The following is a 25,572-nucleotide window of genomic DNA, read 5'->3' on the forward strand; positions in this document are numbered from 1 at the left end:
CCTGCGCCGACCAGCCACCCGCCTCCCGCGTCCCAACCCGCGTCGCCAACGTCATGACCTCCTACACCTAGGCGCGGGACGGGGGCGCCCGGCCGCGTGACGTCACGCCGGGTCGCGCTCGGCCGGGGTCCCGGCGGCGTCATCCGAGCCGGGCACGCGTGCGTGGGACACTGGGCCGGTGAGTGACTACGAGGAGATCGGCCTGCGCGATACGACCATCCGGCTCGGTCAACTGTTGAAGCTGGCGAACCTCGCCGAGGACGGCATCGACGCCAAGCGCCTGATCGAGGAGGGCCTCGTCAAGGTCAACGGGGACATCGAGACCCGCCGCGGCCGGCAGGTGCGCTCCGGCGACGTCGTCGAGGTCAACGGCACCGGCGTCCGCGTCGCCTGACGCTGCGAGCACTCACCCGGGCCTTCAGCGCAGCAGGTGGTGGGTGAGGAACTCGCTCACGTGCCGCAGTTCCTGCTCGTTGATGCCGTGGCCCATCCCGGCGTAGAGCACCTTCATCAGGTCCACCCGGTCCCGCAGCCACGCCGCGGTCTGCTCGGCGAGCTCGGCGGGGATCACCTGATCCTCCTGGTCGCGGCCCCAGAACAGCGGGGAGCGGCGGGCGGCCAGGGCGGCGTCGTCGAAGAACCCGTCGGTGGAGGCGTCGAGGTCCCCGGCCTGGACGAGCACGAAGCCGGAGCAGCCGACGACGACGGCGAAGTCGTCCGGCGCGTGCCGCATCATCGACGTGGCGATCGCCATGCCCTGCGAGAACCCGAACAGGCTGACGCTGCTGAAGTCGCCGCGCACGCCGTCGAGCCAGCCCGCAACGGCGCGGGTCGCCTCGATGGCGCCGTCGATCGAGTAGCCGACCGCGCTGCCGGTGGCGTCGAACTGGAGGTCGAACCACGAGAAGCCCGGCTCCATCGGGTGCGGGGCGCGGACGGACGCGTAGGTGATGCCGGCGGGCAGGAACGGGACGAGGGCGGCGAGGTCGCGCTCGTCGGCGCCGTAGCCGTGGAGCAGGACGACGAGCGGCGTTCCGGCGCGTTCGGACTCGAGCGCGGACCACCACACGGACAGATCAGGGGACGTCACCGCGCCATTGTGCCATGGCCCCGGTGACCCGATTCGCCGGCGCCGGTGGCACCATGAGCGGGTGAGTGAGAACGCGACCGACCCGATCCAGCCCGCGCACCCGTGGACCCGTTACGTCGCCGTCGGCGACTCGTTCACCGAGGGCATCGGCGACCCGGAGCCCTCCGCGCAGGGCGGCAATCGCGGGTGGGCGGACCGCCTGGCCGAGGAGCTGGCCCGCACGTCGAGCGACTTCGCGTACGCGAACCTGGCGATCCGCGGCCGGCTGCTGGACCAGATCATCGCCGAGCAGATCGACCCGGCGTTGGAGCTGAAGCCTGACCTGGTGACCATCTCGGCCGGCGGCAACGACATCATCCGCCGGGCCGACCCGGACGCGGTCGCGGCCCGGCTCGACGGCGCGATCGGCCGTCTCGCGGACTCGGGCGCGACCGTGCTGCTGTTCACCGGCCCGGACATCCGCGACACCCCGGTGCTCGGGGCGATCCGCGGCCGCGTGGCGATCTTCAACGAGAACCTACACACGGTGGCGAAGCGGCACGACGCCGTGATCGCCGACATGTGGTCCCTGCGCGAGCTGGTGCAGCCGCAGATGTGGGCGCCGGACCGACTGCACTTCTCCGCACTCGGGCACCACACGATCGCGATGATGGCGCTCGACGCCCTGAACGTGCCGCACGACCTCCACCCGATGCAGGCGAGCCCGCTGCCGTCCCGTACCTGGCGGCAGGCGCGCAGCGAGGACCTCGTCTGGGCCCGAGAGTACCTGGCGCCGTGGGTGCTGCGCCGCATCCGGCGGGTCTCCTCCGGCGACCACATCTCGGCCAAGCGGCCCGTTCCCGGGCCGGTGTTCGGCCCGGGCATGCCGCCGGGTTCGGAGTAGGCCGGCCGGGTCCCCGGGGGGTGTGCCGGATGAGGTCGGACGGCGGACAGCCTCCGTCACGATTCGGTCGATACGCGCCTGACGTGGGACGATACTCCGATGCCCACCAACGATCCGTCGCAACTGGTTGCGCTGATGAGACTGATCCTGGAACGCGCCGACACCCCGGTCGGTGACCGTGATGCGGTCGTGGACGAGATCCGGAAGGCGGCGGGCGGCCGCTCCGACCTCCTCGGTGAGGCCGCCGGCCGCTATCGAGCCGCCATGGTCGACCCGCCGTCTATCGAGTGCCTGTCGGCCACCCGAGCACTGTGGCTCTGCGTCGATGCCGGCGCCGACATCGACGTGGCTCGCGCCGCGACCCCCGTGCACGCGGCCCGGTTGGCCGCCTGACGGTCACTCCGGACGCCGGTGCCCCGGCCGTCCGCTGACGGACCGGTTTGACGAACCGCAGGCGGAGCGTTCGCTACACCGAGTGTGACGGATGTGGCTGGTGTGACGCCGGACGCGCCTCATCCGTCCCACCGGTCACACTCGCTGTAGCCGTTGCACCGGTCCCGCGAAGCAACCCGTCAGCGGCCGAAGACGTGCGCATCCAGCAGCGCACCGAGCTGGTCCATCTCGGTGAGGAACCCGTCGTGCCCGATGGCGGCGTCGATCAGGTGCACCGGCACATCCCCGGGCAGCGCGGCGGCCAGCTCGAAGGACTGCTCGGGCAGGTAGAGCCGGTCCGAGGTGACGGCGGCGACGAGGAACTCGGCGCTCACGCCGGCGAGCGCCTGCTCGAGGCCGCCGCGGCCGCGGGCGACGTCGTGGCTCATCAGCGCGTCGGAGAGCACGATGTAGCTGTTCGCGTCGAACCGGGCGGCCAGCGACGTGGCCTTGTGGTCCAGGTAGCTCTCGACGGCGTACCGGCCGCGGGCGGCGTTGGTGCCGCTGAAGGGGTCCTCCCCCGCCTGTGCCTTGCGGCCGAACCGGGCACCCAGTTCCGCCTCGCTCCGGTAGGTGATGTGCGCGATCCGGCGGGCGATGCCGAGCCCCGCCGAGGGCGCCGGCCCGTCGTAGTAGTTCCCGTCCGCGAAGTCGGGGTCGTTGCGGATCGCGAGGAGCTGCGGCTGCGCCCACGCGATCTGCTCCGCGGTCGAGGACGCGCCGATGGCCAGCACCGCACACCGCTGCACCGCCTCGGGGTGTGTGACCGCCCACTCGAGCGCCCGCGCCCCGCCCATGGACCCGCCCATCACGAGCGAGAACACGTCGATGCCGAGCGCCTCGGCGAGCCGCTTCTCGGCGTTCGCCGCGTCCCGCAGCGTGATCTGCGGGAACCGTGAGCCCCAGGGTCGGCCGTCCGGGGCGAGCGAGGACGGCCCCGTCGACCCGTAGCAACCGCCCACCATGTTGATCGAGACGACGAAGACCTCGTCGGTGTCCAACGGCCGTCCCGGCCCCACCAACGTGTCCCACCAACCCGCCACGTCGGTATCCCCCCGGGCGACGTGCGAGGAGCCGGTCAGCGCGTGGTGGACCAGGACGGCGTTGGACGCGTCCGCGTTCAGGGTGCCCCACGTCTCGTACGCGAGCACGACGTCGGGCAGCACGCCACCGTTCTCCAGCGGCAGGTCGCCCACGGACGCGAAGCGCACGGCGCCCGCCGCCCCGCCCAGGGAGGCGAGGGCGGAGCGGGCGACGTGCTGCGGGAGCACACTCATGCGGCGCGGGCCTCCCGGAGGGCCGCGAAACCGGTCTCGAGGTCGGCGAGGATGTCGTCGATGTGCTCGAGGCCCACCGACAGGCGCACCAGCCCCGGGCTGACGCCGGCGGTCGCCTGGTTGACGTCGGAGAGCTGGCTGTGCGTCGTGGAGGCGGGGTGGATGACGAGCGAGCGCACGTCCCCGATGTTGGCCACGTTCGAGTGGAGGGTCAGCGCGTCGACGAACCGGCGGCCGGCGTCGGCGCCGCCGTCGAGCTCGAACGCGATGACCGCACCGGCACCCTTCGGCGCGTACTTGCGGCCGAGCTCGTACCACCGACTGGACGGCAGGCCGGCGTAGGCGACGGAGAGCACGTCGTCGCGCTCCTCCAGCCAAGCCGCCACCTTCTCGGCGTTGGCGACGTGCCGCTCGATGCGCAGGCTCAGCGTCTCGAGGCCCTGCGCGATGAGGAACGCGTTGAACGGGCTCGCGGCGGCGCCGGTGTCGCGGAGCCACTGGACCCGCGCCTTGAGGATGTAGGAGAGATTCGCGCCGAGCGCGCCGCCCTCCCCCAGGTCCCGCCCGAACACGAGCCCGTGGTAGGACTCGTCCGGCTCGGTGAAGCCCGGGAAGCGGCCCGGCTCGGCCGTGTAGTCGAACCGGCCGGCGTCGACGATCACGCCGGCGATCGCGTTGCCGTGCCCGCCCAGGTACTTGGTCGCGGAGTGGACGACGACGTCGGCGCCGTGCTCGATCGGGCGGATCAACCACGGGGTGGCCACCGTGTTGTCGACGATCAGGGGCACCCCGGCGGCGTGCGCGGCGTCGGCGACCGGGCCGATGTCGAGGACGTCCTGCCGCGGGTTGGAGATGCTCTCCCCGAAGAACGCCTTGGTGGTGGGCTTGACGGCGGCGGCCCAGGAGGCCGGGTCGTCGGGGTTCTCGACGAAGTCGACGCTGATGCCGAGCTTGGGCAGCGTGTAGTGGAACAGGTTGTGGGTGCCGCCGTACAGGGAGGGGCTGGCGACGATGTGGTCACCGGCCTCGGCGACGTTGAGGATCGCGTACGTGACGGCGGCCGACCCGGAGGCGAGCAGCAGAGCGCCGACGCCGCCCTCCAGGGAGGCGACCCGGTTCTCCACCGCCTCGTTGGTCGGGTTGCCGATACGGGTGTAGATCGGGCCCAGCTCGGCCAGGGCGAAGCGGGAGGCCGCCTGGTCCGCGTCGTCGAAGACGAACGAGCTGGTCTGGTAGATCGGCAGCGCCCGCGCCCCGGTGGCGGGGTCGGGCTGCTGACCGGCGTGGATCTGGCGGGTCTCGAAGGACCAGGAGTCGGACATGCCATGCCTCTCGGACAGGAGCCGGCGAGTCCGGGCCGGTCGAGCCGTCCCCGGGGCACACCGGCCCGCGCTTGCGACGCGCGTGTGCGCGGCGCCAGGTCTTCACCCGGGGCACCCCACCGCGGTAGGAGGGTTGCCGGTCAGCGAGCCGGGGCTGCATGTCGCTGACACTCATGACCTCGCACCAGTGTTCGGTGCACCGGCCCCAGCGCGCAAGTCGATGACTCTCGACGTCACCACCGGGACGTGATTAGGGTCACCTAACCAGCGTCGGCGGGGCGCCGGTGCAAGGATGTCGGCATGCGCCTGGATCACGTCTCGTTCGCCTGCGGACCCGCCGGACTGAGCGCCTGCGCCGACGAGATCGGCCAGGCCCTCGGCATGCGGCCGGTGACCGGTGGCATCCACCCCCGGTTCGGTACCCGCAACGCGATCTTCCCGCTCAAGAACGAGCGCTACATCGAGGTCGTCGAGGTGCTCGACCACCCCTCGGCCGACAGCGCCCCGTTCGGTCAGGCGGTCCGCGCCCGGTCCGAGCTCGGCGGCGGCTGGCTCGGCTGGGTGGTCAGCGTCGCGGACCTCGCCCTGTTCGAGAAGCGGCTCGGGCGGGATGCGGTGCCGGGCAACCGGAAGTTCCCCGACGGCCGTGAGCTGCAGTGGCGGCAGATCGGCGTCAAGGGCCTCATCGCGGACCCGCAGGTGCCGTTCCTGCTGTCCTGGATCAGCCCGCCGGATCTGCACCCCTCCAACGCGGCTCCGACCGACATCACGCTCGCGCGGCTGCAGATCGCCGGGTCCCCCTCGCGGGTCACGGACTGGCTGGGCCGGGACGTCCGGGACGCGCTGGAGGACCTCGACGTCGACTGGGTCGCCCCCAATGGCACCCCCGGCGTCCTGTCGGTCACCTTCGAGACCCCGCGCGGCACCGTCACCATCTGACGCCGCCGCTCGTCGCTCAGGAAGTCAGCTGTCCTTGACGGGCAGCCGGATCAGCAGTCCCCCGTGGTACGGCACGTGCATCGTGCCCTGCACCGGGTTGAGCGCCTCGTACACCCCGCCGTTGCCGTCGTAGATGCCGATGTGGTGACCGGGAATCCAGATGATGTCCCCGGGCCGGCCCTCCGCGAGCGGGATCTGCTGCGCCCCGAGCGCGGTGGCCATGGCGTCGCCGCCGAGCACGGGCAGATCGAAGCCGTGCTGGCGGAGCACCCAGCTGACGTAGCCGCCGCAGTCCCATCCGGTGACCGGCGACGTGCCGCCCCACAGGTAGCGATGGCCCACGCCGGTCTGGGCCGTGGCGATGATGGCGTTGCGCAGGGCCCCGGCGTTCCCGGTGGCGACCGCGGCCGTCGGCGTACGCCACGTGGTCACCGGCCCGAGCGTCGTCGGCAGGGTGGCGCGGATGCCGGTGTCCGGGATGGGCCACGCCTCCCCCGTGACCGGGGTCGTGGTGGTGGCGGATGCCGGTGCCGTCACGGGTGGCGGTGTCACCAGCCAGTGCGCCTGCGCGGGGGCCGCGAGCCCCAGGGTGGCGGCTCCGGTGACGGCCCCGACGACGACAACCGTGGCGGCGCGGCGGCCGTACCGGGTGAGGGCAGTGCGTCCCGAACGCGTGCTGCTGGAACCCGTGCTGCCGGAACGGATGGTGTCGGCGCGGTGCCGGGCGTGCTTCGTGCTCATGGATCCCCCGTCGGATTCCGCGATCCTGCATGCCCGGTTCGTTCCAGGGGACGGCTCGCGTGGCGGTCGACGACGTCGGCCGGTGATCCTCACCCTAGGACAGGCGATGTGCTCCTGACCATGGGCCGGCCCTGCGATCCTGCTGGGAATCCTCAGGTCACGGCGTGTCGCCCGGCATGTCGACGATGATATTGCCGACGTGCTGGTCCGGGTCCCGCATCGTCGTGAACGCCGCCACGAGGTCGGCCACCGCGAACCGGTGGGTGATGAGCCGGCGCACGGCGTCCTGGTGGCGGGCGATCAAGTCCAGCGCCTGCGGCATGAGGCCCTGGCTGTTGCGGCTGCCGAGCAGGTCGACCTCCTTGAACGGCGGCACGCTCAACGGGAAGGACGTGGGCCGCACCGAGATGCCGATCTGCACGACGCGGCCGACGGGGGCGACGACGTCGAGCGCGTCCGCCAGCACGGCGGGCACCCCCGTGGCCTCGAGCACGAGGGGCGGGCCGTCCGGAGCCGTGTCGCCCAGCGCGGCGGCGAGCCGATCGGCGGGAAACGGCGCGGCCGGGTCGATCAGCAGGGTGTGATCGGCGCCGAGTTCCCGCGCCAGGCCCAGCCGGCCCGGGAGGGTGTCGGCGGCGACGGCGTCGGCCCTGTCCAGCCTGTCGGCCCCGACGATGTCGTCGGCCACCTCGACCACCGTGCCGGAGAGTTCGTGGCCCTGGACGATCGGCAGCTCGGAGGCGTAGTCGTCCTCGTAGATATGCAGGTCGGTGCCGCACGGGCGACGTACTCGATGCGCACGAGCGCCTCCCCCGCGGCGGGCACCGTCCGGGGCAGGTCGACGTGCTCGAGGGTCTGCGCGGCGACGGTTCGCACGGCCAGCATGGTGCTCTCCTGGGGAGTTCGGGGTCGAGGGGTGTCGGTGACGCGAGGTGCTCAGCCGAAGCCGGTGGCCTTGCCGAGCAGCGCGAACCCGACGAAGGCGCTGATGTCGAGCAGGGCGTGCGCGACGATCAACGGCAACACCCGGCGCACCCGGAGGAAGAAGGCCACGAACACGAGGCCCATGACGACGTTGCCGAGGAACGGGCCGAAGCCCTGGTACAGGTGGTAGCTGCCGCGCAGCACGGCGCTGGCGACGAGGACGGCCGGGGTCGCCCAGCCCAGTTGCCGCCACCGCAGGGTCAGGTAGCCGACGACGATGACCTCCTCGAGCACGGCGTGGCGCACCGCGGAGAGGGTGAGGACGGGCAGCGTCCACCAGTAGGTGCCCAGTGCGGCCGGTACGAGCGTCGTCGTGATGCCCAACGCGTGACCGGCGGCGTACAGCGCCAGGGTGCCTCCGCCCATGACGGCGAAGAGGGCGAGGCCCTGGCCGAGGTCCCGCCACGGACGGGTGCGGTCGATGCCGAGCCGGGCGAGCGGCCGGATGCCCGCGCCATGGAGACGTCCGGCGCCTCCCCCCGAGACCGAGCCCGCGAGCAGGAACAGCACGAGCAGCACCGGCACGAGCGAGAAGCCGATGTCGAGCACCTGGTAGGTCAGGTCGAGGTACTCGCGGCTGCTGCGCGCCTGGTTCAGGGTGCTGGTCTGCCCCTGGAGGGGCCCGGTGGTCAGCTTGTCGATGAGCTGGACGACGGCGTACACGGCCGATTCGCCCAGGGACAGGCCGAGGACGATGAGGATCTCGAACCGCAGACGGCGGCGGTCCGGGCCGGTGGCGACCGGGAACGCCTCGAGGCGGTCGGTCGCGGCGGAGTCAGCGGGCACGCCCACACCCTAGACGACCGACCTCGGCGGTCTCCCGGCACATCGCGGCGCCTGCGGCGGGTGTTGTCCGCGGTGGGCGGATCGCGCCCCGTCCCGGGACCCCGGCTCCTAGGATCGAGGCATGACCGACCACTCCGCTCCGACTCCCGCCGACGGCACCACCCCGCCTCACGGTTCGCCCTCTGCCACCGGCTCCGGCACCACGCGCACGGCACTGCCCCCGGCACCCGTGGCCCGGAAGATCCCGAAGGAGCGCACTCACCACGGCGACACCCTGGTCGACGACTACGAGTGGTTGCGGGAGAAGACGGATCCCGAGGTGCTGGCGCACCTGACCGCGGAGAACGCCTACACCGACGCCGTCACCGCGGGCCAGCAGCGGCTCCGCGACACGATCTTCGACGAGATCAAGGGCCGCACCCAGGAGACCGACCTGTCCGTCCCGTCCCGCCGGCACGGCTGGTGGTACTACAGCCGCACCGTCGAGGGCGGCCAGCACGCCGTCCACTGCCGGGTTGCGGCCGAGGGCGACGGCAGCGAGCTGGCCCACTGGGAGCCGCCCGTGATCGAGCCGGGCGTCCCGCTCGACGGCGAGCAGGTGCTCCTGGACGGCAACGCGGAGGCCGACGGCCTGCCGTTCTTCTCGCTCGGCAGCTTCGCCGTCAGTGAGGACGGCGGTCTGCTCGCCTACGGGGTCGACAGCGCCGGCGACGAGCGGTTCACCATCCGCGTCAAGGACCTGCGCACGGGTGAGGCCCTGCCCGACGTCATCGAGGACACCTTCTACGACGCCCAGTTCCACCCCGACGGGCGCAGCCTCTACTACACGGTGGTCGACGCCGCCTGGCGGCCCCACGAGCTGCGCCGGCACGTGCTCGGCACACCGTCGTCGCAGGACCAGGTCGTCGCCCGCGAGAACGACCCGGGCCTGTGGCTCGGCGCCGAGATCTCCGCCAACCGGCGCTGGCTCGTCGTCACCTCCGGCAACTCCGAGTACAGCGAGACGCGGCTGCAGCGCCTGGGCAGCGCCGAGGACCCCGCGGGGGCGGACGGGAGCGTCGACGGCGCCTTCCAGATCGTCATCGACCGCGCGGACCGGGTGCTGTACGACGTCGAGCCGGTGCTGCTGGACGGGAAGGACATGTTCGTCCTGCTCCACAACCGGCACGCGGTCAACTCCGCGATCGCCCTGATGGACCCGGCCGACGCCGGCAAGCCGGTGGCCGAGCAGACGTGGACGCCCGTCGTCGAGCACCGCACCACCGTACGGCTGAGCGGCATCGCCTCCAACCGCTCGCACCTGTTCGTCGCGGCGCGGAAGGACACGACCGAGCGGGTCCAGGTCATCGAGCTCGCCGGTCTCGGCACGCCCGAGCAGCGGCCCGAGACGGAGCCCCGGTTCGAGGAGGAGCTGTACTCGGCGTCCCTCGTCGGCGCCGAGTACGAGGCGCCCGTCGCGCGGCTGACGTACACGTCGTTCCTCACCCCGCCGCGGGTCTACGACTACTTCCCGGGCCTCGACGGAGTCGCCGGGACCTCCGACGGTCCCACCGACGGCTCTGCCGCGCTGGCGCTGGCGCTGCGGAAGGAGACGCCCGTCCTGGGCGGCTACGACCCGAGCGCCTACCGGGCCGAGCGGGCGTGGGCGACCGCGCGCGACGGCGTGCAGATCCCGGTGTCGATCGTGCGGCGCGCCGACGTCGAGCCGGACGGGAACAATCCCGTCATCCAGTACGGGTACGGCTCGTACGAGATCAGCATCGATCCGAGCTTCTCCGTGGCCCGGCTCTCCCTGCTGGACCGCGGCGTCGTGTTCGTCGTCGCGCACGTGCGCGGCGGCGGCGAGCTCGGCCGACCCTGGTACGAGGACGGCAAGAAGCTCGCCAAGCGCCACTCGTTCACCGACTTCGTCGACGTCACGGACTACCTCGTCGAGTCCGGGTGGGCCGATCCGGCGCGGATCGTCGCGACCGGCGGCTCGGCGGGCGGCCTGCTCATGGGCGCCGTCGCGAACCTCGCGCCGTCGCGGTACCGGGCGATCGTCGCCGTCGTGCCGTTCGTGGACGCGCTCACGACGATCCTCGACCCGGAACTGCCGCTCTCGGCGCTGGAGTGGGAGGAGTGGGGCAACCCCATCACCGACCCCGAGGTGTACGCCTACATGCGCGACTACTCCCCCTACGAGAACATCGCGCCGGTCGCGTACCCGCGGATCGCGGCGATCACGAGCCTGAACGACACCCGCGTGTTCTACGTCGAGCCGGCCAAGTGGGTCGCCCGTCTGCGGGAGGTCGGCACCGGCAGCGAGCCGATCGTGCTGAAGACCGAGATGGACGGCGGCCACGGCGGCGCCAGCGGGCGGTACGAGAAGTGGAAGGACACCGCGTTCCAGTACGCCTTCATGCTGGATGCGCTCGGCGTCGCCTGACGGGGGCGTCGCGGCGGCGCGATCAGGGCACCGGGGGCGCGTGGTCGCCTGACGGGTCCGGCCACGTCACGGACCTCGGTCAGTGCACGGGCGCGGTGCGACCGAGGTCGGACGACGGGCGGGTCGGCACCCGGCGCACCGGGGAGAGCGCGGCGAGGATCGCCTCGGCGGCGGGCTCGTCGATGGTTTCGTCGGCGACGTCGGTCCTGGTCTGCCCGGCGCCGCGGTCGATGCCGTGGCGGTCGAGGATGAGTCCCGCCGCGAGGTCGGCGAGCGCGGGAGCGGCGTGCACGACGGCGTCGCCCTGGCCGGCGAGCCAGAAGAAGCCGTCCGCCTCACCGTCGTACCCGACGACGGGCAGCCCGTCGCGGCCACGGGTGCGGACCGCGGTCCAGGCCCGGTCCAGGTCGCCGAGGGGGTGGTCGGTCAGCGCGAGCGCGGCCCGGCGCAGCTGCTCGACCGCCGCCGCACTCGGCGGGACGGCCCCAGCGTTGCCCGGAGACCCCGCGACCTGCGTGACCAGCAGCCCGTCCCCGTCGGGCCGGATCGCGACATCGTCGCTCACCAGCAGCGGGGTGTCCGGGTCGATCGGGGCGGTGAGGCCGAAGACGGCGGCGGTGTGCCGGTGCGGTTGGAGGCCCTGGATCTCGACCGCGGCGACGACGGCGATCGGGTCCGCCCACGCACCCGCCGCATTGACGACGGTGTGCGCCTCGAGCCCCTCCTGGCCGGCGCCGATCAGCCAGCCGCCGCCGATGCGCGCGGCCGTGTGGACGTCGGCGACGGGGACGATGTCTGCGCCGGCGTCCAGGGCGGCATTGCGGTAGTGCTCCTGGAGGGCACCGGCATCGATGTCAAGGGCGTCGTCGAAGGCCGCCGCCGCGGTCGTGTCGCTGGCCCCGGCCGAGGCCAGCAGGGCAGCGGGGTCGTCGGCGACGGTCAACCCGCCGGCGACGGCGACGTCGTCCAGCCGGCCGTCGGCAGCCCTGAACACGCGACGGCGGGGACGGGAGACGTCCACCGCGGCGTCACCGAGGGTCTGCCCGATCAGGGCCGCCGAGCGGCGCTGCAGGGCACGCAGCACAGGCGGGTCGACGGTCGGTTCGAGTGCCCGGACGGAGCGCGCGGTCTGCCGATAGGCCACCACAGGGTCGGCCTCGACGACGACGACGCTCGTGTGCGGAGCGAGCGCGGCCGCCAGCGACAGTCCCGTGATCCCGCTGCCGATGATCAAGACGTCGGTGTCCATGGCCCCGATCGTGTCACACGGCGCCAGTCGGGGATACGGTCACCACCCGTGCACCGACTCGCCGACCGATGCTCACCGGGTCCCTCGCGGGCTCCCGGTTCCCTGCATCCGTCGACGAGTCGGCGTCACGCTCGGTGGGTCAGGAACTCGACCCCGACGGCGCGGGCGTGGCCGAGTCGCTGGACGACGGGGCCGGGGCCGGGGTCGACGCCGCCGCGCGGGCCGGCAGGACCATCAGCCGCTCGACGGTGCCCGTCGTGCCGGACTTCGCGGCGCGCAGTGCCACGCGCTCGCCGACCTTGAGGTCGCCGGCCGTGATCGCGGTGCGCTTGTGGTCGCCCTTGGCCTGCGGGCTCGCACTCGGGCTGGGGCTGGCGCTCGGGCTGCTGGAACTCGGCGTGCGCACCGGTCGCGTCGGAGCGGCGAAGAGCTTCGAGGACGAGTCGAGAGCGTAGGTCGCCGTGTAGCCGTCCGTGGACTTGACCGTCACCGACGTCGACGAGACCGCGGTGATCTCACCGCGCTGCACGAGGACGGTGGCCGTGCTCTTGCCCTTCGGCACGACCAGTTCGCCGTGCAACGGCGTCCGGGCGGTCGAGAGGAGGCCCCACTCGCCGCGGTGCCCGCGCCCGTAGTGCCCGGCGTGGGCGTTCTGACCGGCCGACGCGCTGGGGCTCGCCGTCGCGGTGCTCGATGCCGTCGCGTCGGTGCCGTTGCCGGCCGCCATCACCGCGGCTCCTCCCGCCCCGGCCAGGCCGAGGGTCAGCACACCGGTCGTCACCCAGCGCACCGTCGTCCGCGTGCGACGCGTGGACCGGCGTGGCACCCGGTGCTGGGTCGGCTCGCCGCCGGGTGTCGGTGTCTCGAACTCCTGCATGCTCTCTCTCCTGTGAACGAGGCGTCGCGACGATCCGACGATTCCGGCGGGAGACCTGCCGGGTCGCGGCGCCCCAGGTGAGCGCCCGTTGTGCGATGCCTCGACCAGTGTGCGAGCCGACACTGATGATCCCCTGTACCTCATCTGCCAGTTCGACGGCACCATGTGACGCCCAGCATCAGCTGTGCGTTCCGCTCGTGGGCTGCGCTTGTGCCGGCCGGAGCCGCTGGGAAGACTGACCCCATGACCGTCGCAGCCTCCTCCCCCTCGTCCCCCGGCACGTCGACCCGCGTCGCCCTCGTCGTCGGCGCCTCCCGCGGCCTCGGCCTCCTGATGGCCCGCGAGCTGCTCGAGCAGGGATATCGGGTCGTCATCGCCGCGCGCAACGAGCTGACCCTGCGGGCCGCGGCCCGGGACCTGGACCCGTCCGGCGCCCGGGTGGTGCCGCGCGTGGCCGACGCCGGGGATCCCGACGCCGTCGCCGACCTCGTCGCGTTCGCCGAGCGGCAGGGCGTGCTCGACGTCGTCATCCACGTCGCCGGCATCATCCAGGTGGGCCCGCTCGCCGCGATGAACCGGGGTCACTTCCGCGAGGCCATCGACGTCATGACGTGGGGTCCGATCAACCTGGCACTGGCGGCCGTCCCCGGGATGCGGGCGCGCGGCCACGGCCGGATCGGCATCGTCACCTCCCTCGGCGGGAAGGTCAGCGCGCCGCACCTGGTGCCGTACTCGACCGCGAAGTTCGGTGCGGTCGGCTTCACGCAGGGGCTGGCGGCGGAGCTCGCGGGCACGGGGGTGACGGCGACGACGCTGGCACCCGGCCTGATGCGCACCGGCTCGCACCTGCAGGCGGCGTTCGTCGGCGACACGGCGAAGGAGTACCGGTGGTTCTCGCTCGGGGCGACGCTGCCGCTCGTCGCGATGCCGGCCGAGCGTGCCGCCCAGAAGATGGTCGCGGCGACGCTGGCGGGCAAGCCCGTGGCCGCCATCGGCATCGCCGCACAGGCCGCGACCCGGTTCGGCGGCCTCGCGCCGTCGATCACCGTGCACGGCATGGGCCTGTTCAATCGGTTCCTGCCGGGCACGTCGGCCTCCGGCCCGAACGTCCGGTCCGACGACGCGAGCACCGTCAAGGGCGAGGACGCCCGACGCCGGCTGTCCTCGCCCCTGGTCAACTTCCTCACCGGCCTCGGCCACCGCGCGGCGCGGAGGAACCTGGAGCGGTAGGCGGCCTCCGGGGGCTGCACGACGGATGGGACCGTTCTTGCCATTTGGGACGGCACAAGCCCGGCGCAACGGTAACAACGGTCCCACTCGCCGTGGGATCCCGATCGCGGGCAGCGGCAAATCTCGGTGGACCGCCATCGGGACCGTTCTTGCCATTCGGGACGGTTACAACCTTGCGCAACGGCAACAACGGTCCCACTCGCACTCCCCGGTCGCTCTACTGGTCGGCGGAGCGGTGTCGTCGGGAGAGCTGCTGCAGTGCGCGGGGTTGCCGATCGGACGCTGACACGAACTGAAGAGGCGGCGGGCCTCCTCGGTCGCCGCCTTCTTCGTAGATTGCCGCGATCAATGTGGCAATCAACGAACAGTGTGGCAGTCGCGGTGATGCCGACGAGAGGCGTCGAGCGGACGAAGTGGTGAACTGGCGCAGCTTAACGGCCGAAGTGTGGACCGGATCCGCGAAAGCAAACCCGAGAACGACGACGGCCGTGCCGCCCGCCGGAGCGGGACAGCACGGCCGTCGTCGAAGGCGCGCCCGAGAGCTAGGCGCGGTGGCGCGGAGCCCGGCGCGGCTGGGCGTCGTCCGAGGTCGCAGCCGCAGCGTCGTCGGACGGGCCCGACGGCGCGGTCGCGGTCCCGTCGGACGGCGTCGCGGGCCCGGACGGAGCGGTTCCCGCGGACACCGACTCGTTCGGCGACACGGCAGCCGCATGGCGCCCGCCGCTCGACGGCGCGCCCACCGACACGAGGTCGTCATCGGCACGGTTCTCGTCGTCGCGGGCGGAGCCGGTCGTGCCGGCCGAGCCGGTGGTGCCGGCCGAGTCGGCCGAAGCCGCACCGGACGAAGCCCCTCCTGCCACCACCGGCATCGGGCCGGTACCGGGGTGCTCCCGCTCGAGCTTGGCACCCTCGACGTCGACGTCCGGCAGGATCCGGTCCAGCCACCGCGGCAGCCACCAGGCCGATCGGCCGAGCAGGTGCATCACGGCCGGGATGAGCAGCATCCGCACCACGAACGCGTCGACGAGGACGCCGAAGGCGAGGCCGAAGCCGATCGGCCGGATGGTCGAGGACTCCGAGAAGATGAACCCCGAGAACACCGACGTCATGATGATCGCCGCCGCGGTCACCACGGCGCGGCCGGCGTGCAGGCCCCGCTGGACCGCGATCTTCGCCGGGAATCCGTGCGCGTACGCCTCCCGCATGCCGGAGACCAGGAACAGCTGGTAGTCCATCGCGAGGCCGAACAGGATTCCGATCTCGATGATGGGCAGGAAGCTCAGGATCGGCGCCGGGTCGTGCACGCCGAAGATCGCGCTCAGCCAGCCGAACTGGTAGATCGCCGTGATCCCGCCGAACGCCGCGAGCAGCGACAGGACGAACCCGATCGTCGCCGTCAGCGGCACGAGGATGGACCGGAACACGAGGATGAGGATCAGCAGCGACAGGCCGACCACCACGATCAGGTAGACCGGCAGCACGTCGGCGAGGTTGGACGAGACGTCGATGTTGGCGCTCGCGTTGCCGGCGACGCCGAACGTGGCCTTCCCGCCGTCGACGTCCACCGAGGTGCCTCGCAGGTCCCGGACGAGCTGCTCGGTGGACTCGCTGTCCGGGCCGCTGTTCGGCACCACCTGGAAGGCGATGACGGTGCGGTCCGCCGAGGCGCCGATGGGGGCCACCGCGGACACGTCCGCCTGGCCCGCGATCGCGCGGCCGAGCGTGACCTCCATCGCCGTCACGTCCGCCTGGGCCACCGGCTTCGGCAGTTCGGCGACGGCGAGCAGCGGGCCGTTCTGGCCGGCACCGAACTTCTGCTCGAGCGTCTTGTACGCCTTGTACTGGGTCGAGTCCGTGGCCTCGGAAGCGCCCGACGGCAGGCCGAGACGCATCTGCGCGGCCGGCAGCGCGACGACGACGAGCACGATGATGCCGGCCACCAGGGTGACGATCGCCCGCCACGTGGACATCGGGGTCCGGGGCAGGCGCGGCGCGGTGCCGTCCCGCCCGATCGCCGCGCGCTCCTTCTTCCGCAGGATCCGCATCCCGACGAGGGAGAGCAGGGCCGGGGTCAGCGTGATTGCGATGATGATGGCCACCAGCACCGCGCCGGCCCCGACCGTGCCCATCAGCCCGAGGAACGGGATGCCGGTGATGTTGAGGGCGAGCAGCGCCACGATGACGGTGGACCCGGCGAACACGACGGCGTTGCCGGACGTGCCGTTGGCCAGGCCGATCGACTCGTGCAGCGACATGCCGCGCTTGAGCTGGGACCGGTGCCGGTTGAGGATGAACAGCGAGTAGTCGATGCCGACGGCCAGGCCCAGCATGACGCCGAGCACCGGGGTCACCGAGATGAACTCGACGAGGCTGGAGAACGAGAGCGCCCCGAGCGAGGCGACCGCGACGCCGAGGATCGCACTGACCAGCGGCAGCGCCGCACCGATCACGGTGCCGAGCATCACGAGCAGCACGATGGCGGCGATGACGACGCCGATCACCTCACCGGGACCGAGCACGCTGGGCACGCCCTGGGCGATGTCGTGGGAGACCTCGACGTCGACGCCGGCGATCCCGGCCGCGGCGGCCTTGTCGCTGATCGCCTGCTTGTCCTCCTGCGGCGTCGCGAAGGTCGACTGGTCGAACCGGACGGTGCCGACCGCGGCGCTGCCGTCCGTCGAGACGAACCGGATGTTCTTCGTCAGGTCGAGGACACCGGCACCCTGCTCCAGCTTGGTCTGCTGGGTCTGCAGCGTGGCGCGCCCGTCGGTGATCTGTTTCTGTCCCGCGGCGAGCTGTTGCTGCTGCGCGTCGATCTGCGACTGCGCGCGGTCCAGCTGCGGCTTCACGAAGGCGTACTGGCCGGCGGCCTGCGCCTGCGACTTCTTCTGGTCCAGCTGCTGCTGCGCCTGGGCGATCTGCGTGCGTCCGGAGTCGATCTTCTGCTGCGCGGCGTCGAGCTTGGCGCGGGCGTCGGTGATCTGCCGGCGCCCGTCGACGACCTTCTGACGCGAGTCGTCCAGCTGCTTCTGCTGGGCGAACGGGTCGATGGTGTCCTTGACCCCGTTCATGCCCTTGATGTCCGCGAAGAGGGCGGTGATCCGGCTCTTCTGGGCGTCGGTGAACGCGGATCCGTTCTGGGTCGCGACGACGATGCTGCCCGAGCCGCCCGTGGCGGCCGGGAACTTCTCCTGGAGCCGATCCTGCACCTTCTCGGTGGCGGTACCGGGGATGGAGATCGCCGAGGAGATGGCGCCGGAGAACAGCGCGAAGGTTCCGCCGGAGATCGCGAGGACGAGGATCCAGCTGATGATCACCAGCCAGTGCCTGCTGGCGCAGAACCGCCCGAGGCGGTAGAGGAGACCGGCCATGCCGTCTCGCCCCTTTCGTTAGTGGATCGTGTGTGAGTCTGTCGTGAAGCGGGAGGCGGGCCGGACCCGCGCGGATGGGCTCAGGTGGTGGCCGGCAGGTACCCGTTGCGGACGCTGCCGAGCAACCGGGTGAGCAGGTCCTGCCAGTCGGCGCGGGCGTCGGCGTCGAGTCGGCCGCCCGTCCGCTCGACCCAGTGGCGGGCGATGACGATGACGCCGCTCATCAGGGACTCGACGAGCAGTTCGGCCTCGAGGGGGTCGGCGGTGGGGTGCCGGCGCAAGACCTCGGCGAGGAGCCGCTCGGTCACGCGGGAGAACGCGGCGTCGGTCAGCGGCGCCTTCCGGTCGTTCGCGTTGGCGGCTCCGCCGAGGATGCGCAGGATGGTGGCGATCGCGGCCGGCAGGTCGGCGTCGTGCATCGCGGTGGCGATCTCGTCGAACATCGCGGAGCGGCTGCCGTCCCCCAGCGGGGTGCGGGCGATGCGGGCGAGGAAGTCGTCGACGACGACGGCGAGCGCGTCCTCGCACACGGTGAGGAACAGGTCGTCCAGCGACGGGAAGTGGTTGAAGACGGTGCGGCGGGACACGTCGGCGCGAGCGGCGAGCTCGTCGACGCCGAAGAACGGGCCGCCACGCTCGTCGATGAGGTCGCGGGCGGCCTCGAGGAGGGCGGTCCGTCGCTCCGCCTTCTGGGCGGCGCGACGGTCGAGGGTGGACCGGGTCACGCTCACTACACTAGGTGCAAGGTTGCACTCAATGCAAATAGAGCGCATGCCGAGACGACACTGCCCCGCACCCGGGACCGGGTGCGGGGCAGTGAGGCACTCACACCGGCGTCAGACGCCGAGCTTCTCCAGCACGATCTCGCGGACGCGGCCGGCGTCGGCCTGGCCGCGGGTGGCCTTCATGACGGGGCCGATCAGCGCGCCGACGGCCTGCACCTTGCCGCTCTTGATCTTCGCGACGACATCGGGCATCGACGCGATCGCCTCGTCGACGGCCGCACCGAGCGCACCGTCGTCGGACACGACGGCCAGGCCGCGGGACTCGACGATCTGGGCGGGCGTGCCCTCACCGTTCAGGGCGTGCTCGAGCACCTGGCGGCCGATCTTGTCGTTGATCCGCCCCTCGGTGATGAGCGCGTCGAGCTCGACGATCAGCGTCGGGGTGGCGCCGACCTCGGTGGGCTCGACGTCGCGGGCCTTCGCGAGGCGGGAGATCTCCCCCATCCACCACTTGCGGGCGACCGCGGCGGAGGCGCCGACGGCGATGGTCTCCTCGATGACCTCGAGCACCCCGGCGTTGACGACGTCACGGAACTCGGCGTCGCTGTAGCCCCAGTCGGCCTTCAGGCGCTTGCGGCGCTCGGCCGGCGGCTCGGGCAGGGAGGCGCGCAGCTCCTCGATCCACTCGCGGCTCGTGACCACGGGGACGAGGTCCGGCTCCGGGAAGTACCGGTAGTCGTCGGCGTCGGACTTGGGCCGCCCGGACGTCGTGGACCGGGTGTCCTCGTGCCAGTGCCGGGTCTCCTGCACGACCTTCTGCCCGGCGTTCAGCACGCCCGCGTGGCGGGAGATCTCGTGCCGGACGGCGTGCTCGACGGCGCGCAGCGAGTTGACGTTCTTCGTCTCCGAGCGTGTGCCGAACACGGTGGCGCCCTTGGGCATGAGCGAGACGTTGGCGTCGCAGCGGACGTTGCCGCGCTCCATCCGCGCGTCGGAGATGCCGAGGCCCTTGACGATCTCGCGGACCGCGGCCACGTAGGCGCGGGCGAGCTCGGGGGCGCGGGAGCCGGCGCCGACGATCGGCTTGGTGACGATCTCGATCAGCGGCACGCCGGCCCGGTTGTAGTCGACCAGGGAGTAGTCGGCGCCCTGGATGCGGCCGGCCGCGCCACCGAGGTGCGTCAGCTTGCCGGCGTCCTCCTCCATGTGTGCCCGCTCGATCTCGACGCGGAACACCTCGCCGTCCTCGAGCTCGACGTCCAGGTACCCGTCATGGGCGATCGGCTCGTCGTACTGGGAGGTCTGGAAATTCTTCGGCGTGTCCGGGTAGAAGTAGTTCTTCCGGGCGAAGCGGCACGACGGCGCGATCGAGCAGTTCAGCGCGAGGCCGAGCTTGATCGCGGACTCCACGGCGATCTTGTTGACCACCGGCAGCACGCCGGGCAGGCCGAGGTCGACCGGCGAGACGTTGGTGTTCGGCGTGTCCCCGAAGGCGTTGGGGGCGGCGGAGAACATCTTCGTCTTCGTGTTCAGCTCGACGTGCACCTCGAACCCGAGGACCGGGTCGTAGGTCGCCAGCGCCTCGTCGAACGGAACCAGGGTCTCGGTGCTCACTTCTCGCCTCCGGTGGTGGTCAGGGATGCGTCGGTGCCGGCCAGGTCGGGAGCGCGGTCCAGCAGGGGCCCGCCCCAGCGGCGCACGAGCAGTCGCTCGAGGGCGGCACCGGCTTGGTAGAGCCGCTCGTCCTCACGGGCGGGGGCGAGCAGCTGGATGCCGGCGGGCAGCCCGTCCTCGGTGGCCAGGCCGCTCGGCAGGGACAGGCCCGGCACACCGGCGAGGTTCGCCGGGATCGTGGCGACGTCGTTGAGGTACATGGCCAGCGGGTCGTCCGTCTTCTCCCCCAGCCGGAACGCCGTCGTGGGCGCCGTCGGGGAGATGAGGATGTCGGCCTGCTCGAACGCGGCGTCGAAGTCGCGCTGGACGAGCGTGCGCACCTTCTGAGCGGACCCGTAGTACGCGTCGTAGTAGCCCGCGGAGAGGGCGTAGGTGCCGAGGATGATGCGGCGCTTCGCCTCGTCGCCGAAGCCGGCGGCACGGGTCGCGGCCATCACGCGCTCGATGGTGAGCGGGCCCTCCGTCGGCAGCGTCCGCAGGCCGTAGCGGACCCCGTCGAACTTGGCCAGGTTCGAGGAGACCTCGGACGGCATGATGAGGTAGTAGGCCCCGAGGGCGTACTGGAAGTGCGGGCAGGAGACCTCGACGATCTCGGCGCCCGCCTCGCGCAGCAGATCCAGCGACTCGTGGAAGCGGTCCAGCACGCCGGCCTGGTAGCCCTCGCCCTGCAGCTCGGTGACGACACCGATGCGCAGGCCCTTCACGTCGCCGTCGGCCGCGGCCGCGGCGAAGGCGGCGACCGGGTCGGCCAGCGAGGTGGAGTCGCGCGGGTCGTGGCCGCCGATCAGCTCGTGCAGCACGGCCGCATCCCCGACGGTGCGGGCGACGGGGCCGATCTGGTCCAGCGAGGACGCCATCGCGATCGCGCCGTACCGGGAGACGCCGCCGTAGGTCGGCTTGACGCCGACGGTGCCGGTGACCGACGCAGGCTGGCGGATGGAGCCGCCGGTGTCGGTGCCGAGCGCCAGGGGCGCCTCGAAGGCGGCGACGGCGGCTGCGGACCCGCCCCCGGAGCCACCCGGGATCCGGTCCAGGTCCCACGGGTTGTGGGTGTCGCCGAACGCCGAGTGCTCGGTCGAGGAGCCCATCGCGAACTCGTCGAGGTTGGTCTTGCCGAGGATCGGCAGCTTCGCGGCGCGGATCTTCTCGATCACGGTCGCGTCATAGGGGCTCATCCAGCCCTCGAGGATCCTCGAGCCCGCCGTCGTCGGCTGGCCGACGGTGACGATGAGGTCCTTGATCGCGATCGGGACGCCGGCGAGCCGGTGCAGGGTCTCCCCCGCCGCGCGAGCGGCGTCGACCTCGGCGGCGACGGCGAGCGCCTCCTCCGTGTTGACGTGCAGGAAGGCGTGGACGGCGCCGTCGACGGCGGCGATCCGGTCCAGGTGGGCCTGCGTCAGCTCGACGGAGGTGATCTCACCGGCGGCGAGCTTGTCCGCCATCTGCGTGGCGGTCAGGGTGATCAGGTCGGCGCTCACGCTCACTGCTCCTCGTCCAGGATGGCCGGGACCTTGAAGCGACCGTCCTCCTCGTCGGGGGCGCCGGAGAGCGCCTGCTCCTGGGTCAGGGTCTGCCCCACCACGTCCTCGCGGAACACGTTGGACAGCGGGAGCGGGTGGCTGGTGGCGGGAACGTCGTCGCCGGCCACCTGCGAGATGGAGGCGATCGAGTCGACGATCACCGCCAGCTCGCCGGTCATGGTCTCCAGCTCCGTCTCGGACATCTCGATGTGCGCGAGTCGCGCCAGGTGGGCGACGTCGTCACGACTGATCTGAGCCACAGTCCTCCTCATGGGACACGGGTGGGTTTTCCGCAGTCCATCCTACGGCGGCCCGCTGATGCCCGTCGCAGCCGGCGGTGGGAAGATGGCCCTCGGACCCGCCGACCCGTGGGCCCCTCCACGCCCGCGCTCCAGATCCGAGTTCCGCCCATGCCGCCGCTGCCCGTCCTCTTCTCCTCCTGGACCGTCGACCCGGTCGCCCTGATCCTGGTCGTCCTGGCCGCGGTCGGGTACGGGCTCGGGCTGCGGGGCGTCCACCGCGCGGGCGGCCGCTGGCCCCTCTGGCGCACGCTGGCGTTCGTCGTCCTCGGCCTCGGCTCCTTCGTCGTGCTCAGCTGCGGCTTCGTCGGCGTCTACGGCCCGACGCTGCGCTGGGCCTTCGCGGTCAAGCTCAGCCTCTACCTGTTCCTCGTGCCGATCCTCGTGAGCATCGGCCGGCCCCTCACGCTGGCCCGCGCGGCCCTCGGGCCCACCGGACGCGGACGACTCGAGCGCTGGGCCACGAGCAGGCCGATGCGCCTCGTCAGCAACCCGATCCTCGCGCCGCTCATCGGGTTCGTGCTGTTCATGTCCTTCGTGACGCCGTGGTCGTACACGATGCGCACGTCCCCGGCGATCGGCGCCGTGCTCACGGTGCTGGTACCCGTCGTCGGGCTGCTGATGATCCTGCCGAACACCGAGGAGGCCTTCTTCGCCCGCGTCGGCGGCCTGCTCATGCTCGAGTTCGTGTTCGTCTTCGCCGAACTGCTGCTCGACGCGATCCCCGGCGTCGTCGTGCGGTTGAGCGGCCAGGTCCTCGACCAGCACCTGAGCACCGGGGCGCCCCTGCCGTGGTTCCCGAATCCGCTGCGGGACCAGCAGATCGCCGGCGACAGCCTGTGGTTCATCGCCGAGATCATCGACCTGCCGCTGATCATCCTCATGTTCGTCCGCTTCTCCCGCACGGACGCGACGGAGGCGCGGTCCTGGGACGAGTTGTCCGACGACGAGTTCGCCGAGCTCTCGCAGGCGCACCTCGATCAGCGGTTCGCGCCGCCGGAGCGCTGACGCCGGCCACGGGCGGGTGGGGCACCGAGTCAGTCGCGGGCGTCGTCCGACGGCCCCGTCCGCTCGCCGTCCTCCCGGGGCGTATGCAGGCGCTTCTCCATCCGCTGCAACCCGAGAATCGCCGCCACCACCAGGCCGCCGACGAGGGTCCCGCGCAGCACCAGCAGCAGCACGTCGGACGCATCAGTCAGACTTCGTGCCGGCGAGAGCCAGTTGCCGAGCAGCGTCATCAGCAGCATCGCTCCCAGGCAGATCACGGCAGTGACGGCGGTGGGGATACCCTCGCGACGGCCCGCACGGCGAAGGCGGATGTCCTGACGCACAGCCCGCAGGAGTGGAGCCAGGAGGAACGCGGCCCAGACCATCAGCGCGAAGAGGAGAGCGAGGGCGGCCCTGAGCCGGAACCCGATGACGAACACCGCCACGAGCAACGGGACCACCACGATGCCGGCGACGAGCGTCAGCGACAGCCGCCGATCGATCCGCGTCTGACCGGCGAACAGGTCGTCGATGACGCCGCGGACGCCACCGCGAGGCGACGGCGGCCGTCGGAAGCTGCCGTCCGGTTGGAGGACAGGGTCATCCCCGTCGTCCGGGCCGTCGCCGTCCGCGCTCGCCCGGTCGCGCCTGTCTCCGTCGTCCCGCCCCATCGCGCACTCCCCCGTCAGCGGCCCCCGGCGACATCCAGTCACCCGTCGCGGTCACTGACCAGATGGCTCGAGCTCCTGACCAGCGGCGATGCGATGGGAGTGCACTCTCGTCGCCCGGCGGCATGTCCCGACCCGGTACGGACGGCCAGTTCTTCCGCGATTGCCTCGGTGCTCGTTGAATGCCGCGAAGAACGGGGCAATCAACGAGCAATGTGGCAATCGGCAAGTACTGAAGTGCGCGGTGCCCGTCAGGCCTTGTCGAGCGACTCCGGCTTGTGGACGGCGTCCTTCCCGGACTTCTCGCTCTCCACCAGGTACTGCGGATCGTCCTTGTCGGCGCGCACCGTGCGGCCGGCCGCCTCGGTGTCCTCGGTGATCTTCTTCTTCACCGTGCCCTCGACCGTCTGACCGTGGCTCTGCCACTCGACCTTCTCGCCCTTGCGCAGGTTCTTCTCGCTCATGACGCCACCCTAGTAGGTAGCTGTCTCGAATATCGAGAGGTTGCGGAGGCGATGGGCCCCTTCTCAGCGCCAGCGTCCGGCACGAGAATGACGAGGAGATTCGTCGATCGCGGAATCGGCTCGAGAACGGAGTGACGTCATGAAGGTTCTCGTCGTCGGAGCGGCCGGGAAGACGGGCCGGCCCACTGTTGCGCGAGCCCGGGAGGCCGGCCACGAGGTGACCGCGTTCGTCCATCGGCAGCCGGAGTCCTCTCCTGATGGAGCACGCCTGGTCGTGGGGGACGCACAGGACCGGGACGCCGTCGACGCGGCGGTGCAGGGTCAGGACGCGGTGATCGACACCGTCGGCTCGGCCGTCCCCTGGCGACGCACCACGCTCGAGACCGAGACGGCCGTCGCCATCATGGGGGCGATGGAGCGGCACGGCGTCCGACGACTCATCGTCACCTCGTCCGTCGGCGTGGATGACAGCATGGCCGCCGTCGCGCCCGTCCTGCGCGTGTTCCTGCCGACGTTCCTGCGCGGCGCCATGCGGGACAAGGCCGCGATGGAGGCGGCGGTGCGGCGTAGTGGCGTGGACTGGATCATCGCCCGGCCGGCCCTGCTGACCAACGGCCGCGCCACCGGGGACATCCGGGTCCACCCGGAGGGCTCGCAGAACCGCACCCGTTCGCTCACCCGCAGCGATCTGGCCGACTTCCTCGTCGCCGAGCTCACGCGGGACGAGCACCTGCGCACCGCCGTCACCGTCGCCAACGGCTGATACGGGAGTACCCGTCCCGCAGGGGGGGACAGGTACTCCCGGTGAGGCGGTGACGGTCCCACCACTCACGGCAGGAACGCCCCCCCCTGCAACGCGAGGCCGACGACCGGGTCGCCGCGCCGAACCCGGCGCGCCCGCTGTCCGCGCGTCAGCGCGGGGCGCCGAGCGCCGTGCGGTAGCGCGTCGGGCTCGTGCCCACGAGCGAGCCGAACCGGGCACGCAGATTCGCGGCGGAGCCGAAGCCGGATGCGTCCGCGACGCGGTCGACCGACCAGTCGGTGGTCTCGAGCAGGCGGTGCGCGCGACGGACCCGGGCGCGGGTGAGCCAGCCGCTCGGGGTCGTCCCGAGTTCATCGGCGAATCGGCGGTTGAGGGTGCGGGTGCTGACGGCGGCGGCGCGGGCGATGTCCGTCACCGTCACGGGCCCGGCCGCGTGATCCCCGATCCACGCCAGGGTCGCGGCCAGTCCGGCGGAGCCGAGCTCATCGTCCCGGATGTACTGCGCCTGGTCGGCGTCTCGGGTGAGGGGGACGACGGCGCCGCGGGCCGCCGCGGCCGCAACGGCCCGCCAGCGCGTCGTCGCCCGGAGACCGTCGAGCAGTCCGGTCACGGCGAGGTCGAGTGCCCCGACGCAGATCGACGCGATCCGCGCGCCGCGCTGCGCCGCGTCGTACAGGGCCCGGACGGCCCCCGGATCGAGGGGAAGGCTCGGGTCCGCCCGCCCGGGGACGATGACGGTGTCCGCCTCGACGAGCCGGCCGAGGCGGTGCGGCACGGACAGCGTGGTCGGCCCGGCCGTGGCCGTACGACGATGGTTCCGTAGCGTGAGACATCTCACGTCCGGATGGGGGTATGCGCCGTGT

At 72.0% G+C, this 25,572-nt stretch carries 24 protein-coding genes and 1 riboswitch; of the genes, 8 read left to right on the forward strand and 16 right to left on the reverse strand.

Annotated elements, in window-relative coordinates; all coding sequences use genetic code 11:
• Positions 1–178 precede the first annotated feature (178 nt).
• Positions 179–394, forward strand: a complete 216-nt coding sequence (locus tag V6N00_RS10715) for an RNA-binding S4 domain-containing protein (RefSeq protein ID WP_334232262.1) — start codon at positions 179–181, stop codon at positions 392–394.
• A 24-nt stretch (positions 395–418) separates the two neighbouring features.
• On the opposite strand, the gene V6N00_RS10720 is transcribed toward V6N00_RS10715, so the two are convergent.
• A complete protein-coding gene (locus V6N00_RS10720) occupies positions 419–1,090 on the reverse strand; it encodes an alpha/beta hydrolase (RefSeq protein WP_334232265.1) in 672 nt (223 codons plus the stop codon).
• Between the two features lie 61 nt (positions 1,091–1,151).
• On the opposite strand from V6N00_RS10720, the gene V6N00_RS10725 reads away from it, so the two are divergent.
• Both V6N00_RS10725 and V6N00_RS10730 read left to right on the forward strand, forming a co-directional pair.
• The gene (locus V6N00_RS10725; protein WP_334232267.1) at positions 1,152–1,973 is read left to right on the forward strand and encodes an SGNH/GDSL hydrolase family protein; all 822 of its coding nucleotides are present in this window, start codon (positions 1,152–1,154) and stop codon (positions 1,971–1,973) included.
• 99 nt (positions 1,974–2,072) lie between these two features.
• Entirely contained in the window at positions 2,073–2,366 is a 294-nt protein-coding gene (locus V6N00_RS10730; protein ID WP_334232268.1) for a hypothetical protein, read from the forward strand.
• A 179-nt stretch (positions 2,367–2,545) separates the two neighbouring features.
• Here the strand turns inward: V6N00_RS10730 and metX are convergent, their stop codons facing one another.
• Positions 2,546–3,682: a homoserine O-acetyltransferase MetX gene (gene metX, locus V6N00_RS10735; protein WP_334232269.1), complete on the reverse strand. Its 1,137-nt coding sequence runs from the start codon at positions 3,680–3,682 to the stop codon at positions 2,546–2,548.
• Complete coding sequence (locus tag V6N00_RS10740) at positions 3,679–5,004, reverse strand: bifunctional o-acetylhomoserine/o-acetylserine sulfhydrylase (protein WP_334232270.1); 1,326 nt, start codon at positions 5,002–5,004, stop codon at positions 3,679–3,681. Before V6N00_RS10740 ends, metX begins: the two co-directional genes overlap by 4 nt.
• A gap of 62 nt (positions 5,005–5,066) precedes the next feature.
• Positions 5,067–5,183, reverse strand: a riboswitch (SAM riboswitch).
• A 121-nt stretch (positions 5,184–5,304) separates the two neighbouring features.
• Between V6N00_RS10740 and V6N00_RS10745 the strand changes: the two genes are divergently transcribed.
• Complete coding sequence (locus tag V6N00_RS10745) at positions 5,305–5,943, forward strand: VOC family protein (protein ID WP_334232272.1); 639 nt, start codon at positions 5,305–5,307, stop codon at positions 5,941–5,943.
• Between the two features lie 24 nt (positions 5,944–5,967).
• On the opposite strand, the gene V6N00_RS10750 is transcribed toward V6N00_RS10745, so the two are convergent.
• The 3 genes from V6N00_RS10750 to V6N00_RS10760 form a co-directional block, all read right to left on the reverse strand.
• The gene (locus tag V6N00_RS10750; protein WP_334232274.1) at positions 5,968–6,684 is read right to left on the reverse strand and encodes a C40 family peptidase; all 717 of its coding nucleotides are present in this window, start codon (positions 6,682–6,684) and stop codon (positions 5,968–5,970) included.
• A 157-nt stretch (positions 6,685–6,841) separates the two neighbouring features.
• Positions 6,842–7,624, reverse strand: a complete 783-nt coding sequence (locus V6N00_RS10755; protein WP_334232729.1) for a zinc-binding dehydrogenase — start codon at positions 7,622–7,624, stop codon at positions 6,842–6,844.
• Positions 7,621–8,454: a CPBP family intramembrane glutamic endopeptidase gene (locus tag V6N00_RS10760; RefSeq protein WP_416385073.1), complete on the reverse strand. Its 834-nt coding sequence runs from the start codon at positions 8,452–8,454 to the stop codon at positions 7,621–7,623. Before V6N00_RS10760 ends, V6N00_RS10755 begins: the two co-directional genes overlap by 4 nt.
• Before the next feature lie 121 nt (positions 8,455–8,575).
• Between V6N00_RS10760 and V6N00_RS10765 the strand changes: the two genes are divergently transcribed.
• Positions 8,576–10,882 carry a S9 family peptidase gene (locus V6N00_RS10765; protein ID WP_334232276.1) on the forward strand — a complete coding sequence of 769 codons (2,307 nt, stop codon included), beginning with the start codon at positions 8,576–8,578 and terminating at the stop codon, positions 10,880–10,882.
• 79 nt (positions 10,883–10,961) lie between these two features.
• Here the strand turns inward: V6N00_RS10765 and V6N00_RS10770 are convergent, their stop codons facing one another.
• Positions 10,962–12,131: an NAD(P)/FAD-dependent oxidoreductase gene (locus V6N00_RS10770; RefSeq protein ID WP_334232277.1), complete on the reverse strand. Its 1,170-nt coding sequence runs from the start codon at positions 12,129–12,131 to the stop codon at positions 10,962–10,964.
• A gap of 139 nt (positions 12,132–12,270) precedes the next feature.
• Entirely contained in the window at positions 12,271–13,008 is a 738-nt protein-coding gene (locus V6N00_RS10775; RefSeq protein ID WP_334232279.1) for a hypothetical protein, read from the reverse strand.
• Between the two features lie 243 nt (positions 13,009–13,251).
• On the opposite strand from V6N00_RS10775, the gene V6N00_RS10780 reads away from it, so the two are divergent.
• Positions 13,252–14,238 carry an SDR family NAD(P)-dependent oxidoreductase gene (locus V6N00_RS10780; RefSeq protein ID WP_334232281.1) on the forward strand — a complete coding sequence of 329 codons (987 nt, stop codon included), beginning with the start codon at positions 13,252–13,254 and terminating at the stop codon, positions 14,236–14,238.
• A 542-nt stretch (positions 14,239–14,780) separates the two neighbouring features.
• On the opposite strand, the gene V6N00_RS10785 is transcribed toward V6N00_RS10780, so the two are convergent.
• From V6N00_RS10785 to gatC, 5 genes are all read right to left on the reverse strand, one after another.
• Entirely contained in the window at positions 14,781–17,609 is a 2,829-nt protein-coding gene (locus V6N00_RS10785) for an MMPL family transporter (RefSeq protein WP_334232283.1), read from the reverse strand.
• An 80-nt stretch (positions 17,610–17,689) separates the two neighbouring features.
• The gene (locus tag V6N00_RS10790) at positions 17,690–18,334 is read right to left on the reverse strand and encodes a TetR/AcrR family transcriptional regulator (RefSeq protein ID WP_334232285.1); all 645 of its coding nucleotides are present in this window, start codon (positions 18,332–18,334) and stop codon (positions 17,690–17,692) included.
• Between the two features lie 111 nt (positions 18,335–18,445).
• Positions 18,446–19,948, reverse strand: coding sequence for an Asp-tRNA(Asn)/Glu-tRNA(Gln) amidotransferase subunit GatB (gatB, locus tag V6N00_RS10795; RefSeq protein ID WP_334232286.1), 1,503 nt, complete (start codon positions 19,946–19,948; stop codon positions 18,446–18,448).
• Positions 19,945–21,450 carry an Asp-tRNA(Asn)/Glu-tRNA(Gln) amidotransferase subunit GatA gene (gatA, locus tag V6N00_RS10800; RefSeq protein ID WP_334232731.1) on the reverse strand — a complete coding sequence of 502 codons (1,506 nt, stop codon included), beginning with the start codon at positions 21,448–21,450 and terminating at the stop codon, positions 19,945–19,947. The genes gatB and gatA overlap by 4 nt, the downstream gene beginning before the upstream one ends.
• A 38-nt stretch (positions 21,451–21,488) precedes the next feature.
• Entirely contained in the window at positions 21,489–21,788 is a 300-nt protein-coding gene (gene gatC, locus V6N00_RS10805) for an Asp-tRNA(Asn)/Glu-tRNA(Gln) amidotransferase subunit GatC (RefSeq protein ID WP_334232288.1), read from the reverse strand.
• A gap of 150 nt (positions 21,789–21,938) precedes the next feature.
• Between gatC and V6N00_RS10810 the strand changes: the two genes are divergently transcribed.
• Positions 21,939–22,835 carry a cytochrome c oxidase assembly protein gene (locus tag V6N00_RS10810; protein ID WP_334232289.1) on the forward strand — a complete coding sequence of 299 codons (897 nt, stop codon included), beginning with the start codon at positions 21,939–21,941 and terminating at the stop codon, positions 22,833–22,835.
• 29 nt (positions 22,836–22,864) lie between these two features.
• Here the strand turns inward: V6N00_RS10810 and V6N00_RS10815 are convergent, their stop codons facing one another.
• Positions 22,865–23,485, reverse strand: a complete 621-nt coding sequence (locus tag V6N00_RS10815) for a hypothetical protein (RefSeq protein WP_334232291.1) — start codon at positions 23,483–23,485, stop codon at positions 22,865–22,867.
• 248 nt (positions 23,486–23,733) lie between these two features.
• The gene (locus V6N00_RS10820; protein WP_334232292.1) at positions 23,734–23,946 is read right to left on the reverse strand and encodes a hypervirulence associated TUDOR domain-containing protein; all 213 of its coding nucleotides are present in this window, start codon (positions 23,944–23,946) and stop codon (positions 23,734–23,736) included.
• Between the two features lie 139 nt (positions 23,947–24,085).
• Between V6N00_RS10820 and V6N00_RS10825 the strand changes: the two genes are divergently transcribed.
• Positions 24,086–24,709: an NAD(P)-dependent oxidoreductase gene (locus V6N00_RS10825; RefSeq protein WP_334232293.1), complete on the forward strand. Its 624-nt coding sequence runs from the start codon at positions 24,086–24,088 to the stop codon at positions 24,707–24,709.
• Between the two features lie 148 nt (positions 24,710–24,857).
• On the opposite strand, the gene V6N00_RS10830 is transcribed toward V6N00_RS10825, so the two are convergent.
• Entirely contained in the window at positions 24,858–25,484 is a 627-nt protein-coding gene (locus tag V6N00_RS10830; protein WP_334232294.1) for a GlxA family transcriptional regulator, read from the reverse strand.
• Positions 25,485–25,572: the final 88 nt, after the last annotated feature.

It is taken from the genome of Tersicoccus mangrovi (assembly GCF_036881825.1).
In the GTDB taxonomy this organism is placed as follows: domain Bacteria; phylum Actinomycetota; class Actinomycetes; order Actinomycetales; family Micrococcaceae; genus Tersicoccus; species Tersicoccus mangrovi.

Bases quoted from the DNA above. Each gene is read 5' to 3' on its own strand.
- V6N00_RS10730 (WP_334232268.1), top strand. From the start codon at position 2,073: ATGCCCACCAACGATCCGTCGCAACTGGTTGCGCTGATGAGACTGATC.
- metX (WP_334232269.1), bottom strand. From the start codon at position 3,682: ATGAGTGTGCTCCCGCAGCACGTCGCCCGCTCCGCCCTCGCCTCCCTG.
- V6N00_RS10740 (WP_334232270.1), bottom strand. From the start codon at position 5,004: ATGTCCGACTCCTGGTCCTTCGAGACCCGCCAGATCCACGCCGGTCAG.
- V6N00_RS10745 (WP_334232272.1), top strand. From the start codon at position 5,305: ATGCGCCTGGATCACGTCTCGTTCGCCTGCGGACCCGCCGGACTGAGC.
- V6N00_RS10750 (WP_334232274.1), bottom strand. From the start codon at position 6,684: ATGAGCACGAAGCACGCCCGGCACCGCGCCGACACCATCCGTTCCGGC.
- V6N00_RS10765 (WP_334232276.1), top strand. From the start codon at position 8,576: ATGACCGACCACTCCGCTCCGACTCCCGCCGACGGCACCACCCCGCCT.
- V6N00_RS10770 (WP_334232277.1), bottom strand. From the start codon at position 12,131: ATGGACACCGACGTCTTGATCATCGGCAGCGGGATCACGGGACTGTCG.
- V6N00_RS10775 (WP_334232279.1), bottom strand. From the start codon at position 13,008: ATGCAGGAGTTCGAGACACCGACACCCGGCGGCGAGCCGACCCAGCAC.
- V6N00_RS10780 (WP_334232281.1), top strand. From the start codon at position 13,252: ATGACCGTCGCAGCCTCCTCCCCCTCGTCCCCCGGCACGTCGACCCGC.
- V6N00_RS10785 (WP_334232283.1), bottom strand. From the start codon at position 17,609: ATGGCCGGTCTCCTCTACCGCCTCGGGCGGTTCTGCGCCAGCAGGCAC.
- gatA (WP_334232731.1), bottom strand. From the start codon at position 21,450: ATGGCGGACAAGCTCGCCGCCGGTGAGATCACCTCCGTCGAGCTGACG.
- V6N00_RS10810 (WP_334232289.1), top strand. From the start codon at position 21,939: ATGCCGCCGCTGCCCGTCCTCTTCTCCTCCTGGACCGTCGACCCGGTC.
- V6N00_RS10815 (WP_334232291.1), bottom strand. From the start codon at position 23,485: ATGGGGCGGGACGACGGAGACAGGCGCGACCGGGCGAGCGCGGACGGC.
- V6N00_RS10820 (WP_334232292.1), bottom strand. From the start codon at position 23,946: ATGAGCGAGAAGAACCTGCGCAAGGGCGAGAAGGTCGAGTGGCAGAGC.
- V6N00_RS10825 (WP_334232293.1), top strand. From the start codon at position 24,086: ATGAAGGTTCTCGTCGTCGGAGCGGCCGGGAAGACGGGCCGGCCCACT.